This is a genomic window from Levilactobacillus suantsaii, assembly GCF_004115745.1.
Classification (GTDB): Bacteria; Bacillota; Bacilli; order Lactobacillales; family Lactobacillaceae; genus Levilactobacillus; species Levilactobacillus suantsaii.
On sequence record NZ_QXIL01000010.1, the window covers coordinates 16,739 to 35,456 of the forward strand.

The following is an 18,718-nucleotide window of genomic DNA, read 5'->3' on the forward strand; positions in this document are numbered from 1 at the left end:
GGCTTAGTCCTCCTTTGGTTCCGTCTTCTGATCTTGATCTTCTTCCCGCATCAACGCTCGCTGTAATGCCCACCAGGATAGGGTGGCACACTTGATACGAGCTGGAAATTGCATGACGCTCGACAGAATAGCGGCATCCTCTAACTCGTCCAAGTCCTTTTGCGGGTGTTGCTTGCCCATGACCATATCAGAAAAGGTCTTGGCCATGTGGAGGGCTTGTTCCTTACTCTTGCCCATCACGGCATCGGTCATCATGCTGGCTGACGACTGACTAATCGTGCAGCCATCACCAGTAAAACCAATGTCTGCGATACGATCATGGTCGTCCAGCTTGATGTCCAAGTTAATCACGTCCCCGCAGGTCGGGTTCTTCAACGTAATGTTACTAGTAGAATCCGCTAAGGGGTGCTTGTGGTGGGGATGATCCGAATGATCCAGAATAACTTCTCGATACAAACTATTTAGTTTCGACAGACCCATGACTAAAGAACTCCTTTGCTTCTTGAATGGCTTTGAGTAACCGGTCGGCGTCAGCTTGCGTGTTGTACAGATAAAAGCTGGCCCGAGCCGTCGCCGCTTGGTGTAATTCTTTCATTAAGGGTTGGGCACAATGGTGGCCAGCCCGGACGGCCACGCCATCCATATCAAGAGCGGTCGCCACATCGTGAGGATGGATGCCCTTGAGATTAAAGGCGATTACCCCGGTATGCTTGGCTGGATCATGGGGCCCGTAGACTTCCAGGTAATCCAGATCCAGCAACTTCGGTAAGAGGTAGTTGACCAAGTGCTGTTCATGAGCGGCAACTTGGGCCATCCCAATACTTTCCAGGTAATCTACCGCGGCCCCTAAGCCGATTGCCCCGGCAATATTCTGAGTCCCCGCTTCAAACTTCCATGGCAGTTGCGTCCAGGTACTCTTGTCGCGGGTCACAAAATCAATCATTTCCCCACCATATTGGTAGGGTTCCGTGTGCTCCAGCAAGTCTCGCTTGCCGTACAACACGCCGATCCCGGTCGGTCCCATCATCTTATGACCAGAGAAAGCGTAAAAATCAACGTTTAGATCCTGAACGTCGACCGGAATGTGCGGAGCCGCTTGGGCCCCATCCCCCACGATCACCGCCCCGTGTTGGTGCGCAATCTTCGCCACTTCCTTGAGGGGAGTGATGGTGCCCAATACGTTGCTGGCGTGAGTCAACGCAACGATCTTGGTCTTATCAGTGATTTTACGGGCGGCGTCGGCTAAGTCCAGTTCACCGTCAGCCGTTAACCCGATATATTTCAGTGTCGCGTGCTTCTTGATTGCCAATTGTTGCCACGGAATCAAGTTGCTGTGGTGCTCCATAATGGAGATCACGATTTCATCGCCCGCCTGTACGTGTGCTTCACCATAAGTGCTGGCCACCAGGTTCAACCCGTCCGTGGCCCCCTTGGTGAAGATGACCTCAGCTGGTTCGGCGGCGTTGATAAAGTGCTGGAGTTTCCCTCGTGCGGCTTCGTACTGTTCCGTCGCCCGCTCTGCTAGAGTGTGCACCCCACGGTGAACGTTCGCGTTATCGTGTTGGTAGAAGTGAGTCAGCGCATCAATCACCTGTTGCGGCTTTTGGGCCGTCGCCGCATTATCGAGGTAAGTTAACGATTCATCGTTGACCCATTGATTGAGGATGGCAAAATCATGGGTAAAATCTGTAACGTTACTAGCCATTTTTAAGATTCCTTTCAATCGTTTTAACCAATTGCTGTTGCACGTTCTTCGACGGAATCGCGGTCAAAACCGCACTCAAGAATCCCCGGATAACCAAGCGTTCCGCAGTCTTGCGGTCGATGCCGCGACTCATCAAGTAATAGAGTTGATGTTGGTCAACCTGACCCACACTGGCCGCATGGCCCGCCATAACGTCGTTTTCGTCGATTAATAAGATTGGGTTGGCGTCGCCATGGGTCCCCGGCGACATCATCAACAACCGGTTTTCCTGCTCGGCATTGGCACCGGAAGCCCCGTGGATGATATCCCCAATCCCGTTAAAGACCAGTTCGGAATCACCAAGTAAGACTCCCCGTTGAAAGATGTTGCCCACGGTATGTTTGCCCCGGTTTGTGATCCGCGTATTGATGCCTTCCCGTTGGTCTGCACTGGTAATGGCGACGACCTTGGTATCGGTATGACCGCCTTCGCCCACCAAATTAGTGTCGAATTGACCAATAGTATCACCAAAGTTCATCAAACCAACCGCCCAGTCGACCTCGGCGTTGTGCTTGACCAGTGCACGCCGGTTGAAGTAGGTCAAGGTATTGACCCCCAATTCATCAACCGATGCAAATTTGACCTGACTCCCGTCTTCGGCCGCAATCTCCACAACGTTATTCAGGAGGTTCTTATGGTCGCCCCTGGTGGTCAAGTGTTGGGTAAACGCCACCTGGCTATTGGGCGCCGTCACCAGCAACACGTGGGAGACCAGCGTTGCATTCGTAGTGCTATCTTGGATCAGGTGCGCATCAATGGGTTCTCTAACGACCACGTTTTGAGGAACGTAGAGGAAGATTCCACTATTTAAGTAAGCCACGTGATAGGCTGCCAGCTTATCTTCGGTGGCGGAAATAATTTGATTTAAGTATGGTCTAACCAAGTCTGGATACTCATTTAGTGCGGTGAAGAGATCGGTCAAAATGACGCCTTGTTGGCGCAAATCTTCTGGCAGATTAACCCTAACCGTGGTCTGCCCCACTTGAACGATATCGGCGTGATCTTGGGGTTGCTCAATATCAGAAGCCAGATCCGCATTTGACTCCCGCCATAATAACCGGTGATCGATTAAATTCCAATCAGGATAGGTGAACCGATGAAACTTGGGAACTGGTAGCTGGTCGATCAGGGGTAGCGCCGCCTTGCGTTGGGCCACCAACCAATCCGGATCGCGGTGTTCGGTTGCCCCGGCCACGAGAGCCGCAGTCAATGTTTCAGTACTTTCAACGGCATTCATTTTCGTCCCTCCTAATCTTCGTCAACTAAAGCCACATCGATGCCCAGATCGTCACGCAACCCAGCGTAGCCTTCTTTTTCCAAAGTCTTAGCCAAATCGGCATCTCCGGTCTTCACAATACGACCACCCATCATGACATGAACCACGTCAGGCACAATGTAGTTCAAGAGACGTTGGTAGTGGGTGATGATCAAAGAGCCAAAGTCTTTTCCTCGTAAGGAGTTGACGCCTTTAGAAACGACCTTCAAGGCATCGATATCCAACCCAGAGTCAATTTCGTCGAGTAACGCGAACTTCGGCTGGATCATCAAAAGCTGTAAGATTTCGTTACGCTTCTTTTCCCCACCGGAGAAGCCTTCATTTAAGTAGCGTTCAGTCATGGATTCACTCATATCGAGCAATGCCAGATTTTTATCCAGCTTTTTTAAAAAATCCATAACTGAAATTTGGTCATCGCTAGCGCGGCGAGCATTGATGGCGGCTCGTAGGAATTCAGCATTCGTAACTCCCTGGATTTCAGCGGGGTATTGCATCCCCAAGAACAGGCCACGCCGCGCCCGCTCATCAACGGACATATCAATGAGACTGGTCCCATCGAGCAAAATATCGCCCTGGGTGACGTGGTAGGCAGGTTGCCCCATGATTGTCTGCGATAGCGTGGACTTTCCGGTCCCGTTCGGCCCCATGATGGCGTGAATTTCACCAGTCTTCATGGTCAGGTTGACGCCCTTTAAGATTTCCTTGGTCTCCTGACTCTCTTCATCCGAAACTTCAACGTGTAGATCTTTAACCTCAAGTGTTGACATGGTATTAACCTCCCGTAAAATATGCGGCATCTGTTTATATAACTCTGGATTAAGTCAGCCCCAAGTTTTGGTGGTGTTCGGTTATATTGTGTGAAATTAAACAATTGCGTCACCCGTTGGGATTCCCGCAATGGCTGGCCCTTTTGTCTGGAATTAATCCTGCTATCATTGTAGTCCAGAATATTACTGAAAGAATATTAGGCATTCTCCCTAATATTTGATAAAGCCCCAATGCCTTCAATCATTAATATAAAATCTGCCAGGAATGACCCAGTCACAAACGGCCCTGCTTGGCAGGTTTCCCTTCAAAAAAAGGCCGGACCCGCAGCAATTGTTTTGCTAGGGTCCGACCATAACGAGATATCTATTTAGTTGACTTAATTTTAATCGTCCGCGCCCTGAATCATCTTGACCGGGACAGCAACCAGTTCGCCTAACGCTAATAAGTAGAGATACTGGTGCACAACAGGCTGACCGGTGATCTGGTGCAAGGCCGCAGCGTAGAGGTTGACTTGGCCACTATACTTATCGACGATTTTAGCCACGCTGGCCGCTTGATTCTCGAGGTTCACGTGGTCGGTCTTGTAGTCGAAGAGCACGATGCCCTCAGCCGTGGTCAAATACCCGTCGACGATCCCGTGGACCAGGACCTGCGACTCCTTTTCCTGAAAATCGCGGAAGAGGCTCTTCGCCGGCATCAACAGTGAGAACGGCACTTCACGGTGCAATTGGTCGGGATGTGCCAAAATCTGTTGGCCCACCGCGCTATCATAAAACTGGAGAATCGCTTGGGGGTCCAATCTTTGGGCAACTTCAGCCGTCAACACCTTGCCTTGGACCAACCGGTCGATCAGCGTTTGAATCCGGTCGGCGGTCGGCAAGACCGTGACGTCGAGTTGTTGTAAAACCAAGTGGGTCGCCGTCCCGATATCAGTCGGGAGGGGGGCCCGAACGGTCTGCATGAAGTTCGGCCGCGCAAAGTCATGGCTGACGTATCGCAAGCCACCACTAGTTGGCGCCTGGCCCGCACTCATCCGGGCGGTGTCCGGTTCTTCAAAGAGGCGCTTGGCTTCCGACACGGATTGGTAAGCCGTAGTGACCGTCGCCGCTTGGTGCGGGTACTGGAATGTCATCAACTTGGTCAACGCTGCGCCGTCAACTTGATCAGCCGTGACCTGGTCGGCCGCCGCTTGTGCCTGGTCGTACCAGTCAGTTGGGGCCACCGTCTGCGGTTCCGTCGCCGCTAAGTCCGCCGGCGTCACGAAGGTAATCGCAAACTGCGTGGGGTCCCCGGCTAAGGCACCTAACGCCTCGTGGTCCTCAAGGCCTAAGTCGAGGTGTTGGGCCTGTGGCGTACGTAGCAGACACATCCCCAACCAATCCATATAAGTGGCTAAGTTCTTTTTTTCGCGCAGGGTCGCGGGTAACACCAGGTCGTCACTCTGAAACGCCTGGCCCCAATCAGCCAGCGCTTTATCGCGGCTCGCCGCCGTCCCGACGATGTAGAGACGGGATTCTGCCCGGGTTAGCGCGACGTACAGTTTCCGCATTTCTTCGGCGATGCTGGCCCGCTTGATGGCTTGGGCCCCTAACAGCTTCGGCAGACTGGGCGTCCGGATACGAGTCGCGGGATCCAAGTAATCAATCCCGATTCCCGTTTTACCACTCAACACGGCCGTCCCCTGCTGGTCCTTGTCGTTATAATGATGCGCGGCATCCATCAAGAAGACCACCGGGAATTCAAGCCCCTTACTTTTATGGATGGTCATGACCGACACGGCGTTGGTATTGCTTTCAACGCTCGCGTTGGCCAAATCCTTGTCACGGTCCTGGAGCCGTTCCACGAACCGCACGAATTGGAACAAGCCTTTGAAACTACTGTGTTCATAACTTTGCGCCCGCTCGTACAAGGCGTGGAGGTTGGCCTGGCGTTGCGCGCCGGCCGGCATCCCACCGACATAGTCCAAGAAGCCAGTCTCCTGGTAGATTCGCCAGATCAACGTCACCAGTTGGTTTTGCTGGGCGATGTCGCGAAATTCGCCCAACTGATTTAAGAATCGGTCAATCTTTTGATAGACCGCTGCCTGCATGTCCCCCGTCCGATCAGCATTGACCGTGTCGTGGAAATGTTGGACGGCCTGGAAGTAGTCCCCGGTCCGCTGGTTGATCCGTAACAACGCCAACTCGTTTTCGTTCAACCCCACGATAGGCGACCGTAAGACGGCAGCCAGGGGAATATCCTGATACGGGTTATCAATGATTTTCAACAGGGACATCATGATTTGAATTTCCGTGGTCTTAAAGTAGCTTTGCGCATCGTTGACCACCACAGGGATGTCTAACCGACGTAACTCATCGGTGATGATGAGGTTGTTGGTCTTAGTCGGTGTCAACAGAGTAATGTCACCGTAGCGCATCGGCCGTGTAGTCTTTGCATCGCGGTCATAGATTGGTGTCTGGGCCGCAATCAAGTCCTGAATCTTCTTGCCGACCATCAAAACTTGTCCCTGGGCCTTATCATTGACCTGGAACGTCTCGTCCATGGCCTCGTTATCGTCAGTTTCTTGGTCCGGCTCATCAGACAAGTAGACCAGCAATTCGGCTGGACTGGTGACGTCGTCCGGATAATAGGTCGCGCCAAACTTCAATTCTGCATCCCCGGTGTAGTCGATTTCCCCCAACTGCCGGTTCATCAACTGCTTAAAAATCAAGTTGGTGAAATGGTCGATGTTGGCCATCGAGCGAAAGTTTTCGGCTAACGTGATAAGTTGCCCCGAACTGTCATCCGCCCCGTACTGATCAGATTTGGCCACAAACAACGTGGGGTCCGCTTGGCGGAAACGATAAATAGATTGCTTGACGTCGCCCACAATGAACCGGTTACCGTGGGGTGCCGGTTGGGCGATAGTTGCCAAAATAGCTTCCTGTAACCCATTGGTATCCTGATACTCGTCGGTCATGACTTCGGCGTACTGGTCCCGCAATTGTGTGCGGACCCGTTTGGATTCTGCTGTGTCCTGCGTCAGAATTTCTAAAGCCGCGTGTTCGACGTCGGCAAAGTCCAGCACGTGCCGGCGAAGCTTTTCTTGTAAGTACGCGTGCCGAAAGGCCGTCACGACTTTGGCCAATTCACTGACCAACTCGCCGGCTTCGTGCATAGTTTGCCGCACACCACTTTCGGGTTGCAAGAAATAGGTCTTTCCTAGCTTAGCTAATCGGGCCTTCGCGGACTCATAATACCGTTTCTTCAAAGCGTCGAATTGATCATATGATTCATCTTTTTTGGACACGCTAGGCATATTTTTCGACTTCGCTTCTAAATTCTGCCACCGAAAGCCTCTAATCTGATCACGTAAGTCGTTCCAGTCAGCCTCGTCAGCCGCCTGAATTAATTTCGTCAAAGCGGGCAGAAAGTAACCTACATAGTCGGCTTGATCATTGAAGCCACTGGTTTCCGCTTCTTGTTGAAAACTCGTGAGATCCGCCTTAACCTGCGTCAATTGCTCAACGATGACCGGCCGTACCTGAGTTTGATAGAAGTGACTGGCAGTCAGCTTATCGTTGTCGAGCTGGTAAGTCTGTGGTAACTGGGCCACCCATTCGTCGGGGTCCGGGGTAGCATCCGACACGTTATAGACATTTTGGACCAATTCGGCCAAGCCATCATCGCGTCGGTCGCCCGAAAAGTTGGCGGTCAAGCGGGCAAACGGCCCCTCTTGGTACTGGTCATCGTCTGTGCGTTCCGCGGTGTAAAGCTCTTCACGCAAGTCATTCCAGACATCGTCGCGCAATAACGCCGTTTCCGTCTCGTCTTGGAGGCGAAAGACCGGGTCGTAATCAATGACGTAGTAGTAGCGTTGAAGCAGACGCATACAGAAGGCATCCATCGTGGTAATGTCCGCAATCGGCAAGCGATTCAATTGCGTTAAGTAAAACTGTTGTTGCTTGCTATTGCCCTGGGTCGCAGCCAACTCTTGGCGTAACGCGGCCTGAATCCGGTCACGCATTTCGGCGGCCGCCGCCTTGGTAAACGTCACAATCAAAAATTGGTCGATGCCAACTCCGGTCTTTAACCGTTCAATCACCCGTTGGACCAGGACCCGGGTCTTTCCGGACCCTGCCGACGCGGAGACCAACAGGTTCGTGCCCGACTGGTGAATCGCTTGTTCCTGACTCGGTGTAAACTCAAATTTAGCGCTCATCTTGTACTCCTCCTGCCTGTCGGTTAGCCATCTTGTCGGCGATCAACTTCATCACTTTAGCGCGACTTAACGGCGCTAAATCGTGATAATTATTTTCTGGTAGTAACGGGTCAAATTGCATAATCGACTTATACGGTGAATATTTAAGGGCCGTCGTGTCACTATTCCGAAATGGGGCCAAATCAACATGACCAGCAAAAATTTGTTCGGCGGCTTGTTTGATTAAACGTTCCGTGTGAGCCAACAACTCGTCTAACTCTGTCGGAGTCACGAGTAACCTCGATTTGAAATTACCATCCCCATTCTTCCTCAGTCCACTAAAGAGTACCGATTTTCCCGTTCCCTTGGCAAATAAGGATTCAATGTTTTCAAGGAGGTCTTCGTCTTCCAAAAGCAATCCCTGGTACTGTTCGGCTTTAAGGAGGTCAATGACGGGGTTAGCCGGATCCTTGACGGTTTCCGCTTTCAAAATGGGGTCCTGAACGTGGAGGTAAACGGCGCCCGCTAAGTTCGCGGGCGTCGGCTCGGAAGCCCCGATTGCCGCCGCAAAGTTTCGTTTGACCGCGTCCAAATAGGTCAACATCTGCATTGCTTGTCCGTAATAGGCCTCGTCGAACTTGAACGTCCGGGCCGAACTCTTATAGTCCACGATGCCTAGGTAAGTTTTCCCGTTAGCCTGGACCATATCAAGTCGGTCAATCCGTCCCCGCACGCTAACTTGGTGTTGATGTGGTAAGGCAAAAGTCAACGGCGCCCAACCATGCTGGTCGCCCATCCCGAACTGAACTTCGGTCTCCTTAGGCCGCATCTTGGTGCGGGTACTCTGTTGCTTGAGGGTCCACGCCATGCGGTGCATAGTCTTCATCAACTGGTGACGGATATAGTCCATCCGGCTGGAACTTTCCAACACGGCAAATTGTGGATTCTCCGTAGTGTCGAGCAACTTCGCCATGGCCTCGTCAGTCATCTCTTTGAGTTGCTGATCGTCCACACTAGCCAAGTCCAAGTCTTGATCGTGAATCATCTTGACCAGTGCGTCCAGTGTGGCGTGGAAGAATTCCCCGGTGCTGGCCGGCGACAACTCGAAGACATCCCGTTCCTGGAGTTTTAAGCCGTACTTTAAGAAGTAAGCATACGGGTTATCGTAGTATTCTTCCAGCTTAGAAATCGAGGTATTGATGGTAGTGCCGTAAAGCTGGGTCACGATGTCCGGTAAAAGCTTGTGTGGTTCGTTGCGATACTTCAAGCTCCCCAATAATTTAGTGGTCAACGCGCCGTACTGCTCATCATTTTTCAAGACTTGTAAGAGATAAAGCCAAGCCGGGGCTAAGGGTTGCCCCGTTAATTGACCGGCGTGACTGACCTGCACCAGGTGTCGCAACGTCGTCCGCCGGGTCCCCACAAATTGTTGCACGTCGTGGCCATCCACGGCCGGGGTCGTCGACACTTGGGTCACCGGCAACTTAAAGTGGTCGCGAATCCGGGCCACGTACGGTGAAATCTCCTGGTTAGCCTCTCCGTCACTAGTGATTGGATAGCTAAAGACTAATTGGTCACACCCGCTGAGAAAGCCCAGGTAATTTAAGTAGGGTTCGCCAGCCAGTTGGGTTGCGGCATCATCACGAAGGTAGGCGCCATCGTCGCCTGCCTGTAATTGCGCACTGAGGTCCTGGCGGTCACTATCTGCTAACAACGTCGTTGGCACCTGATTATCCGGCATGGTGGTCGCCGTGGCCCCCATCAAGAAGGTCACCTTTCGGTTATTCGCCTGGACGATGCCACTTTCGGAGAACATCACCTGGTCTAAGGTTGACGGAATCTGACTGAATTTGGCGCCAGAAAATCCGGTCTGGAGTAACGCCTGAAAGTCAGTCTGGCTATACGGCAAGTCGCCTAAAATCGTGTGGCACTCATCAAGCATCTGACAGAACGTGCTCCAGGTCTGCTCCGGTTGGCCGGCTAAAGTCAGGTCCTGGGCCGCAATGGCCTGGTCCCGCCACGCCATCAAGCGCTTGACGACGCCGTGGTTGACTAAGAATTGATACAGTACCGTGGCGGCATCCGTATAAGTTTTAGCGTGTTGTAAGTGTTGGAAAAGTGGCGGTAAAGTTTGCTGGACAAAATGGCGAATCACATTGATCTGCCGGGTGATTTCCTGGTCTTTCGAAGTGACCACCTCATCGTTGCCTAGCGTGAACCGGGTGTATTGCCAATCATCGGCTTGGGTCCAGCGTTTCTGACCTTCAAAGCCCGTCTTCAAGACAAAGTTTTCGGTCAACGCGACGGCTTGGCGGTACGCCGCCACGTCAATCGGTTCATCGTGGTCATCGGTCGGCAACAACAATTCCGACTTCAACACCCGAAAAATATCGCTGTAACGGTAATTTCGGCGTTGTACGTCGAATAACGCGTTGATTAATTCGACGAAGGGGTGGTCGGCCATTTGGACGTCAGCATCGTCAAAGTACGGAATGTTTTCGGCACTAAAAATCGGGTCGATAACGGTCTGATAGGCATCCAAATGTCGCGTCATAATCAAGAAGTCCCGGTAACGGTACTTCCCTGTCGCCACCAGCTGATGAATCTTGTTCGCCACGTGGGCCACCTCGCTGTAACGACTTGGCGCCGAAAACAGGTGAAGCTTGGTTGGCACTGTCTTAGCTTCCGGGGGCGTCGGCCGCCCCACTTGACTGTTTTGCCAGTATTTATCAAGAGCTAACAAATCTGCGGAGACCCGGGGCTCTTTGGCGTGATCATCAACTAGCACGTGCACGTGGTTCGCCCGTGCGCTTGACAGGAGTTGGTAATACAGCTTCCCCGACTGGAAGAATAGGTCGGTAACGGTGGGTAAATCCTGGGTATAGGCCTTATCTAAGTTCAACGCCACGGTCACGCTGGCGGCCCGTTGAATCAGGACCGTCACTAAGTGGCTTTCTTGCGCACTCATTTGCGAAAAACCTTCCAAGTAGAAATGAGCATGACTCAAATCAAGCTGGGTCAGGTAGTCAGCCAACTGGTTAAGGAGATCAGTATTGGCCACGTATTTCCCGGTCATCTGAGTTTCAAACGCGTTGTAGATAACCAAGAGGTCGTGCAGTTTAGCCTGTAAATCCGCACTTCCTGGCGCTAAACGGTCGATGGCAGCCGTCAAATCGGCCGCCGTGACCTGTCCCACCCGAAACTCGGCCAGTTGCGCGGTCAGTTGGCTGATGAACCCCGGTCGCGTCACCTCACCGCGAAAGATGGTCAATTCATCAGCGTGGGCCTGAATAATCTGGTAGATCAGCATATTCAATCCAGCCGTTGAAATCCGCGGTAACTGGTAGACCGGCTCGTTTTTCATGAAGAACCAGGCTAACCGGGTAAACGAAAAGACTTGCACGTGAGTCTGCGCAAACAACGGCTGGTCAGGGGCCAGTTGCTGGTGTAACGCGTCTAAGACACCCACTTCGGTCTCGAACTTGATGTGGTTGGGCACCAAGTAATAACATTGGTCATGCGGCTGGTCACGAAGCGTTTCAGTCATGGCCTGAATCATGGGAGTGCGGTGGTCATACCCCGCACTTCCCAGGATAAACTGTAAACTCATAGATAAGGACCTCCCTTTTTTGACGACTAACAACGTTGCATCTATTTTAGCACAACTTTCTACGCCGGCAAACACACGTTCGTCCCAAAGCAACGACATTTACAAACTTTTCTTGATTTTTACACACCACCCCCAGTTGGCGTGCTAAACTAGGGTTAATATTAAAAAATGATGAGAAAGCCGGCTTAATGGTATGCAAAAAAACGAACAAATTGAGATTCTAAAACACTTAGTTAGTCTAAATTCCGTCAACGGCAACGAGTAAGCCGTCGCCACCTATATCAAACAATTATTTGCCGTCCACGGCATCGATAGTCAGATCATCCCCTACGCCCACGGTCGCAGCAACCTCATCGCCGAAATCGGCCAGGGTAAGCAGGTCTTGGCTCTTTCCGGTCACCTGGACACCGTTGCCACCGGGGATCCGGCCAACTGGCAATTTCCGCCCTTTGACGCCCACATCGAAAACAATCGGCTTTACGGTCGCGGGGCTGCGGACATGAAAAGTGGGTTGGCTGCCATGGTCATTACTTTCATTAACTTGGCGGACAACCAAACGCCGCTCAACGGCCGCTTACGTTTCATCGGCACGGTCGGCGAAGAAAACGGCGCGATGGGCTCTCGGATGTTGACCGAACAAGGCTACGCCGATGACCTGAGTGCCCTAGTCATTGGCGAACCGACCGGTGGCAACATCGTCTACGCCCATAACGGGTCACTCAACTACCACGTCTTCTGCCAGGGCAAGGGCGCGCACAGCTCCATGCCCGAAAAAGGGATCAACGCGGTCACCAACCTAATCAAGTTCGTCACGGCTGAAGCGACCGGTTTCGACGATGCCCCAATCAGCCCCGAGCTTGGGTCGCTGGTCCACAACGTGACCGTCTTCAAAGGCGGCGAGCAGGTCAACACCATCCCCGCCTACGCCGAACTCCAAGGAAACATTCGGCCGATTCCCGAATTCGACAATGCTGCCGTTATCCAACGACTCCACGAACTGGTCGACCAGGTGAACCAACAGACCGACGCACAACTCACACTCCACGTGGACTATAGTTTCAAACCGATCATCAGTGACCAACACGATGCCTTGATTCAGACGACCAAGCAGATTGCCGATGCCGAATTTGGCCACCCGGTCGATTTGGCTGTGATTCATGGGGCTACCGATGCCTCCGAATTCACCAAGTCTAAGAACCACTTTCCAGTTATGGTCTACGGGGCCGGCGAATGGAGTGCCGCCCACTCCCTCAACGAATCCGTCGACTTAGACCAGTATGCCCACGTCCAACACGTTTACCAACAATTAGTCGAAAAATTCTTAGCTTAAACCAGCACGAATCCCCCGTTCAAAGCGCCAGTAACGTCTTGAACGGGGGATTTTTGTGGTTTCACACTAACTCACGAAAAAAGCCCGGCGCCGTGGCCAGGCTCTTAGTTATCCGCTTCATCGGGAGCGTTCGCTGCATGACAGTTCTCGGTTAAAACGTCATTGGTGCAGGTTTCCAGGTCCGCCAAGATAGTTGCGTTGTCCTGCTGTTGCGCCGCAAGATTTTCAGCGACGGCCCACCGGGCTAATGTATCCGTGATGGGGACGATGTCTTGAATAATCGACATCTCGGCATCATCACTGTGTTGCTTTTGGATTGCCCGAAAGCTATCGATGTCCGTGATGAGCCGTAAGACTTTCCCCGTAGCTTTCTCTACGGATTGGAAAATCACGAAATGGGCCTTTTGGTTGGCTTCATCGATTCGTTCCCGCACGATTTCTAATTGTTGGTCATTTATGTTTAAGGCCATTACGTTCACCCCCATAACTCTTATTCTAACAAAGAACCGGGTGAATTAACCGCAATTACCTCCTAAATGCCAAAAAGTTTCCTCATGTCCCTTAAATTGCTAGCAAATTGCCAGGGATTGGTAGTCATGACCCCCGTGTTGCAAAAGGTCGACGGCGACTTGGACGACTGTTTCACGTGAAACATTACCTGCCGGCACCGGTTGACCTTCCGCAATGATTTTGGGCGTGGTCGCAGGCCCGGCACTTAGCGTGACCGGCCGCAAGATTGTGTACGGGAATTCCGCTTCGTCCACCAGCTTAGCGGCGTAACGCTGTTGTTTCAAATACTCGGTCACGTCGTCGATACCCGGATAATTCAGGTCGCCAACCACTTCTTGGTCCACGCCCGCGGTGCTCAACAACACCACTCGGGTCAGAGGGAGTTGTTGGCGATACTGGGTGTCGAACAAGGCCTCTAACGCCCAATCGACATCCATCCCGCTCAAAGCCGAAAAGACGATGGGCGTGTCCTGTAAGGCCGGGCCATAGGTGACGGCTTTGTGCAGGTCACCGGTCAGATCCGTGACCTGGTCGCGGATTTCGGCGGGTAACGCCGTGGCGGGGTCGTGTAAAACCCGCACCGTGGTGGCGGGTTTTTCACTCAACTGTTGGGCAACGGCCGTGCCAATTGGCGTCGCGCCCAGAATTAAATAAATAGTCATTAGTTTTTCGCTCCAATCTTTGCTTCCCAGTGTACCAGAAAATGTCTAACCCGACATCGTTGACCCCCACGACGCATTGCTGGCTCGCCCAGCAAGAATTCGGGTATAATGGGTGCAGGATCTTGTATCCGGTTTCGCAGATTAATTAGGAGGTTTTGTCATGACAAATCGTCAGGTAACAATTGGTAAAACAGACGTGCACACCACGCCTTTAGGCCTCGGGACCAACGCGGTCGGCGGCTACAATCTCTTCCCTAATTTACGGGATGAGGACGGCATCGCCCTGGTCAAAGCCGGGTTAAACCATGGGATTCAACTCTTGGATACCGCCTTCGTCTACGGTCTGGACCACTCCGAAGAACTGGTCGGGCAGGCCATGGCCGATTTCGACCGGCACCAGGTCACCTTAGCCACCAAGGGTGCCCAAGACTTTTCTAGCGGCGAACAGGTCATCAACAACGACCCGGACTTTTTGACCCAGCAGGTCGATGCCAGTCTCAAACGGCTGAACACGGACTATCTGGACATCTTCTACATTCACTTCCCCGACAAGCAAACGCCCAAAGCCGAAGCCGTTGGGGCGTTACAACGGCTCCGCGAACAGGGCAAGATTCGGGCCATTGGGGTCTCCAACTTTAGCCTCGACCAAGTCAAAGAAGCCAACGCCGACGGGTACGTCGACGTGGTGGAAGACGAATACAGTCTATTGCATCGCGACCACGAAGCAGACTTATTGCCCTACTTAAAGGACCACCAAATCAGCTTCGTACCGTACTTCCCACTGGCTTCGGGATTATTGACCGGAAAGTACGACCGCGACGTCACCTTCCCGGATGACGATATTCGTAGTCAGATGAGCGACTTTCAAGCCCCACGTTACGGTCAAGCCTTAGACGCCGTAGCCAAAGTACGCCCCATTGCCGACGCTCACGATGCGACCGTTGCTCAAGTGGTCCTCGCTTGGTACATGCAAAACCCACTCATCAGTGTGGTCATCCCCGGTGCCAAGCGCGCCGAACAGGTCACGGCTAATGCTAAGGCCCTCGACGTCACCCTATCCACTGAAGAATACAATACCATCGACCAAGCCTTTACCCCGTTCAAGCACAGCGCAAGCGGTAAGTCCTTGGCTGATCCCGATTAACCTTAACTTTTGACAACTGGCCTCCCGCCCCCGTTCGGCGAGGGGCTTTTTAATTGTTTTTACCGGCCTAGTTTGGTGTTCGAATTTTACGAATAATTCAATCTGTATAAATTCATTAATTCGTAATTGCAATCAATTAATCGCTGTGCTACACTAATTCAGGATTGATTAAACGAAAAAATCCGAACGATTTTTAAAAACGTTCGGATTTTACTATGGTCTTAAGGAGTGCCGTAAATGCAACGAATTGCCGAATACTTTCAATTTAAAGAAAACGGAACGAACTTTAAAACCGAGATGCTTGCAGGGCTAACCACTTTCGTCTCCATGGCATACATCTTGTTCGTCAACCCCCAAGTCTTAGGGGCTTCCGGTATCAACCAAGGTGCCGTGTTCACCGCGACGGCCTTCGCGTCCGCCTTCGGGTGTTTCTTGATGGGCATCTTAGCCAACTACCCCATCGCTATCTCTGCCAGTCTGGGAATCAACGCGTTTTTCGCCTATTCCGTGGTCATCGGGATGAAGGTTCCGTGGGAGACTGCGCTGGCCGGCGTATTCGTCGCCTCGATTCTCTTCATGATTTTGACCGCCTTCAAGCTCAGAGAAAAAGTCGTCGACGCTATTCCACGAGACCTCAAAATGGCGATCAGTGCCGGCATTGGTCTGTTCATCGCCTTTATCGGCCTGAGTCAAGGTGGCTTGGTCCAAGCCGACAAATCAACGATCTTGACCTTAGGCTCTTTGCACGTGGGCAGTACCTGGTTGACCATCTTTGGTTTAATCGTCACGTTGGTTTTGATGAGTGCCCGGATTCCCGGCGCCATCTTCATCGGGATGATTGCTAACTCCATCTTGGGTCTGGCCACCGGTTTGATTCCGATGCCGAAACACATCATCTCCGGTGTTCCTAGTATCGATTCAACCTTCCTGGTGGGCCTGACGCATGCCGGCAGCATCAACACTTTACAACTGCTAGTCGTCGTGTTGACCTTCTTGCTAGTCACCTTCTTCGACACTACCGGAACCCTAGTCGGGTTAGCCGAACAAGCTGGCTTGATTAAAAATAACAAGCTCCCGCGGATTGGGAAAGCCCTAATGGCCGATTCCAGCACCATGGTCGTGGGGTCTCTTCTGGGGACCTCCCCGATGGGGGCCTTCGTCGAATCTTCCGCCGGCATCGCCGTGGGGGGCCGGACCGGGTTCACCGCCATCACGACCGGCGTGCTCTTCATTTTCGGGGCTTTCTTCTCCCCGCTGCTGGCCGTGGTGACCGACCAAGTCACCGCACCCGCGTTGATCATCGTCGGCGTCCTGATGGCCCAATCCTTGAAGAACATCCACTGGGAAAAGTTCGAGATTGCGGCGCCGGCCTTTCTGACCGTTTTAGGGATGCCGTTGACCTACAGTATCGCCGATGGGATTGCTCTGGGCTTCATCGCCTACCCGCTGACCATGATTGCCGCCAAGCGTGGCAAGGAAGTCGGTCCGATGATGTACAGTCTGGCCGTGGTCTTCATCCTGTTCCTTTGGATTTTAAACGCGAGCTAACTCACACTAACCACTAACTTCAAAAGGGCGTCTCAGATGACTAATCTGAGACGCCTTTTTGAACACGACCAAAACGTGCGTCACCCCCACCAATGGCTTATACTAAGGACAAGCATTCGACAGAAGGAGTTCGACTTTATTATGAAATTTATGACTCATGACCACGTCCGCCTGGATTACAGTGATACCGGTGGTGACGGCCAACCGGTGGTGTTACTAACCGGAATCGGTGGCGCAAAGGAAATTTGGCGCGACCAACTGACCTGGCTACAAGACCTGGGCTACCGGGTGCTGGCGTTAGACGCCCGGAATCAAGGGGCATCCCAGCACACCGTCAAGGGCCGGCGGATATCGCGCCACGCTATCGATTTGCACGACTTTTTGACCGGACTCGAATTGACCCAACCGATTCTAATCGGTAACTCGATGGGCGCCGCCACCCTGTTCGCCTACGTGTCCCTCTTCGGTGACGCCGATTTAGCCGCCATCGTGGACGTTGACCAAAGTCCCAAGATGATCAGCGATGAGACCTGGGCGTACGGTTTCAACGACTTAACTTGGGAGACGTTCCCCAGCCTGCTTAAATTTCCCTTGGGACCGGCCACAGCCACGCGTATCAACGACCAAACCTATGCCGACGTCAAACAGGTTGAAGCCGCGCACCCTTACGATGCGGACCTCAACCTGCCCTTCTTATTGGACCACGCGTTTCAAGATTGGCGCGATATTGTCGCCCAACTCCACGTACCTTTTTTCGTGATTGCCGGAGAAAAATCTCCCTATTTTAACCCTAAATTCGCGGCCGTGACCGCCCAACTTGCGCCCCACGGCCAAAGTACCGTAATTTCGAACGCCGGACACATCGTTTTAGCCGAACAGCCCCATGCCTTTAACCAAGCTTTAGGGAAGTTCCTCCAAACGCTCTAAACATCCGCCGCGAGGATACGCTGAGCGATGGCCTCATTCAGGACGATGTCGGTCACTAAATGCCCGCGCAAGGCCCCTAACGCCGCGTCAGTCTTGAACTTATTGCGGATGACCCCCAACCGGCGCGGGGTCTTCAAAATTTGGCTGATGGGCAAACCCACGGTCTTATCGGCGTCCTGATTCAAGAAGTGGCCCTGGCGGTCATACGGTCGGCCATACAGGATGCCTGCGATATCATCGGCGGCCACTCCTGGGAAAATCTCCCCGTAGTGGTCCTGCCAGACCGGAATCGACTCAATCGACGCCAACGTACCAAACCCACAGAACAACGCGTTCATCTTTTGCGCCGCCTGAAAAGCCGGGGCTAACGCTGGTTCTTGGGGCAGCGCCGCGCGAATCTGGTCATTGATGACGTATAATGGGCTGGCCAACGTGACGTAGCGACTTCCATAACGAGCGGCCGCCTTTTCGACCATTTGGCGCGTGCCGGCCACCGAACTGTACTTCATATTGTCGCCCACAAACTGGGTGAAGGTCAGGTCGTTTCTGATTTTACCGCGCAGTTGGTCGATGATGCTAAAGACCGTGCTCCCCCAAGCTACGCCGACCACCTGGGATTGGTCGATCAACGACTGGACCTGCATCGCCGCGTACTGGACGATGTTAGTCGCATCCTCTGCTGGGTTCTCGGCGTTGTACAAAATGAACGCGTTAGTCAGCCCATAACGATGGCGAAATTCCGCCTCCAGCGTCACGTTTCTCGCAATCGGATCGTTGACGGTAATGGTCACGACCCCCGTCTTCAAAGCTTCGTCCAAGTGCTTCGTAATCAGGTACCGACTGAGGTGATACTTGGTGGATAGATCGGCGATTGACAGCTGCGCCAGGTAGTAATCCTGGGCAATCATCGCCAGTAATTTTTGGTGCGAAATGTCATCCATGTCACTTTCCCCCTTTACGTTTTTGTAAGTCAAATTGATTTTACCACAAAACCACTTTTTAAAAATAGCAAAATAACT

Annotated in this window: 12 protein-coding genes and 1 pseudogene; 4 read left to right on the forward strand and 9 right to left on the reverse strand. The window is 52.6% G+C overall.

Features of this window, described 5'->3' with window-relative positions:
* Nucleotides 1–3 precede the first annotated feature (3 nt).
* The 6 genes from sufU to DXH47_RS06495 all read right to left on the reverse strand — a co-directional run bounded on the left by sufU (nucleotide 4) and on the right by DXH47_RS06495 (nucleotide 11,578).
* Nucleotides 4–480, reverse strand: coding sequence for a Fe-S cluster assembly sulfur transfer protein SufU (gene sufU / locus DXH47_RS06470; RefSeq protein WP_129032548.1), 477 nt, complete (start codon nucleotides 478–480; stop codon nucleotides 4–6).
* On the reverse strand, nucleotides 458–1,705 hold the full coding sequence (locus tag DXH47_RS06475; RefSeq protein WP_129032549.1) for an aminotransferase class V-fold PLP-dependent enzyme: 1,248 nt from the start codon (nucleotides 1,703–1,705) through the stop codon (nucleotides 458–460). The genes sufU and DXH47_RS06475 overlap by 23 nt, the downstream gene beginning before the upstream one ends.
* Nucleotides 1,698–2,981, reverse strand: coding sequence for a Fe-S cluster assembly protein SufD (gene sufD, locus DXH47_RS06480; RefSeq protein ID WP_129032550.1), 1,284 nt, complete (start codon nucleotides 2,979–2,981; stop codon nucleotides 1,698–1,700). Before sufD ends, DXH47_RS06475 begins: the two co-directional genes overlap by 8 nt.
* A gap of 11 nt (nucleotides 2,982–2,992) precedes the next feature.
* Nucleotides 2,993–3,787 (reverse strand): Fe-S cluster assembly ATPase SufC, encoded by a 795-nt coding sequence (gene sufC, locus DXH47_RS06485; RefSeq protein ID WP_129032551.1) that lies wholly within the window; start codon nucleotides 3,785–3,787, stop codon nucleotides 2,993–2,995.
* Between the two features lie 383 nt (nucleotides 3,788–4,170).
* Nucleotides 4,171–7,989: a helicase-exonuclease AddAB subunit AddA gene (gene addA, locus DXH47_RS06490; RefSeq protein WP_129032552.1), complete on the reverse strand. Its 3,819-nt coding sequence runs from the start codon at nucleotides 7,987–7,989 to the stop codon at nucleotides 4,171–4,173.
* The gene (locus DXH47_RS06495; protein ID WP_129032553.1) at nucleotides 7,979–11,578 is read right to left on the reverse strand and encodes a PD-(D/E)XK nuclease family protein; all 3,600 of its coding nucleotides are present in this window, start codon (nucleotides 11,576–11,578) and stop codon (nucleotides 7,979–7,981) included. Before DXH47_RS06495 ends, addA begins: the two co-directional genes overlap by 11 nt.
* A 193-nt stretch (nucleotides 11,579–11,771) precedes the next feature.
* Between DXH47_RS06495 and DXH47_RS06500 the strand changes: the two are divergent.
* Nucleotides 11,772–12,908: pseudogene (locus DXH47_RS06500) on the forward strand (ArgE/DapE family deacylase).
* Nucleotides 12,909–13,012: 104 nt separating this feature from the next.
* Here DXH47_RS06500 and DXH47_RS06505 read toward each other — a convergent pair.
* Both DXH47_RS06505 and DXH47_RS06510 read right to left on the reverse strand, forming a co-directional pair.
* Nucleotides 13,013–13,378, reverse strand: coding sequence for a hypothetical protein (locus tag DXH47_RS06505; RefSeq protein ID WP_129032554.1), 366 nt, complete (start codon nucleotides 13,376–13,378; stop codon nucleotides 13,013–13,015).
* Nucleotides 13,379–13,477: 99 nt separating this feature from the next.
* Complete coding sequence (locus DXH47_RS06510; RefSeq protein ID WP_129032555.1) at nucleotides 13,478–14,080, reverse strand: NAD(P)-binding oxidoreductase; 603 nt, start codon at nucleotides 14,078–14,080, stop codon at nucleotides 13,478–13,480.
* A 160-nt stretch (nucleotides 14,081–14,240) separates the two neighbouring features.
* On the opposite strand from DXH47_RS06510, the gene DXH47_RS06515 reads away from it, so the two are divergent.
* The 3 genes from DXH47_RS06515 to DXH47_RS06525 all read left to right on the forward strand — a co-directional run bounded on the left by DXH47_RS06515 (nucleotide 14,241) and on the right by DXH47_RS06525 (nucleotide 17,699).
* The gene (locus tag DXH47_RS06515; protein WP_129032556.1) at nucleotides 14,241–15,224 is read left to right on the forward strand and encodes an aldo/keto reductase; all 984 of its coding nucleotides are present in this window, start codon (nucleotides 14,241–14,243) and stop codon (nucleotides 15,222–15,224) included.
* A 237-nt stretch (nucleotides 15,225–15,461) separates the two neighbouring features.
* Nucleotides 15,462–16,772, forward strand: coding sequence for an NCS2 family permease (locus DXH47_RS06520; RefSeq protein WP_129032557.1), 1,311 nt, complete (start codon nucleotides 15,462–15,464; stop codon nucleotides 16,770–16,772).
* Between the two features lie 141 nt (nucleotides 16,773–16,913).
* Nucleotides 16,914–17,699 carry an alpha/beta fold hydrolase gene (locus DXH47_RS06525; protein WP_129032558.1) on the forward strand — a complete coding sequence of 262 codons (786 nt, stop codon included), beginning with the start codon at nucleotides 16,914–16,916 and terminating at the stop codon, nucleotides 17,697–17,699.
* On the opposite strand, the gene DXH47_RS06530 is transcribed toward DXH47_RS06525, so the two are convergent.
* Nucleotides 17,696–18,640: a sugar-binding transcriptional regulator gene (locus tag DXH47_RS06530; RefSeq protein ID WP_129032559.1), complete on the reverse strand. Its 945-nt coding sequence runs from the start codon at nucleotides 18,638–18,640 to the stop codon at nucleotides 17,696–17,698. The two genes, DXH47_RS06525 and DXH47_RS06530, sit on opposite strands and share 4 nt — an antisense overlap.
* Nucleotides 18,641–18,718 lie beyond the last annotated feature (78 nt).

Bases quoted from the DNA above. Each gene is read 5' to 3' on its own strand.
- DXH47_RS06515 (WP_129032556.1), top strand. From the start codon at position 14,241: ATGACAAATCGTCAGGTAACAATTGGTAAAACAGACGTGCACACCACG.
- DXH47_RS06530 (WP_129032559.1), bottom strand. From the start codon at position 18,640: ATGGATGACATTTCGCACCAAAAATTACTGGCGATGATTGCCCAGGAT.
- DXH47_RS06510 (WP_129032555.1), bottom strand. From the start codon at position 14,080: ATGACTATTTATTTAATTCTGGGCGCGACGCCAATTGGCACGGCCGTT.
- addA (WP_129032552.1), bottom strand. From the start codon at position 7,989: ATGAGCGCTAAATTTGAGTTTACACCGAGTCAGGAACAAGCGATTCAC.
- DXH47_RS06475 (WP_129032549.1), bottom strand. From the start codon at position 1,705: ATGGCTAGTAACGTTACAGATTTTACCCATGATTTTGCCATCCTCAAT.
- DXH47_RS06520 (WP_129032557.1), top strand. From the start codon at position 15,462: ATGCAACGAATTGCCGAATACTTTCAATTTAAAGAAAACGGAACGAAC.
- DXH47_RS06525 (WP_129032558.1), top strand. From the start codon at position 16,914: ATGAAATTTATGACTCATGACCACGTCCGCCTGGATTACAGTGATACC.
- DXH47_RS06495 (WP_129032553.1), bottom strand. From the start codon at position 11,578: ATGAGTTTACAGTTTATCCTGGGAAGTGCGGGGTATGACCACCGCACT.
- sufC (WP_129032551.1), bottom strand. From the start codon at position 3,787: ATGTCAACACTTGAGGTTAAAGATCTACACGTTGAAGTTTCGGATGAA.
- DXH47_RS06505 (WP_129032554.1), bottom strand. From the start codon at position 13,378: ATGGCCTTAAACATAAATGACCAACAATTAGAAATCGTGCGGGAACGA.
- sufD (WP_129032550.1), bottom strand. From the start codon at position 2,981: ATGAATGCCGTTGAAAGTACTGAAACATTGACTGCGGCTCTCGTGGCC.
- sufU (WP_129032548.1), bottom strand. From the start codon at position 480: ATGGGTCTGTCGAAACTAAATAGTTTGTATCGAGAAGTTATTCTGGAT.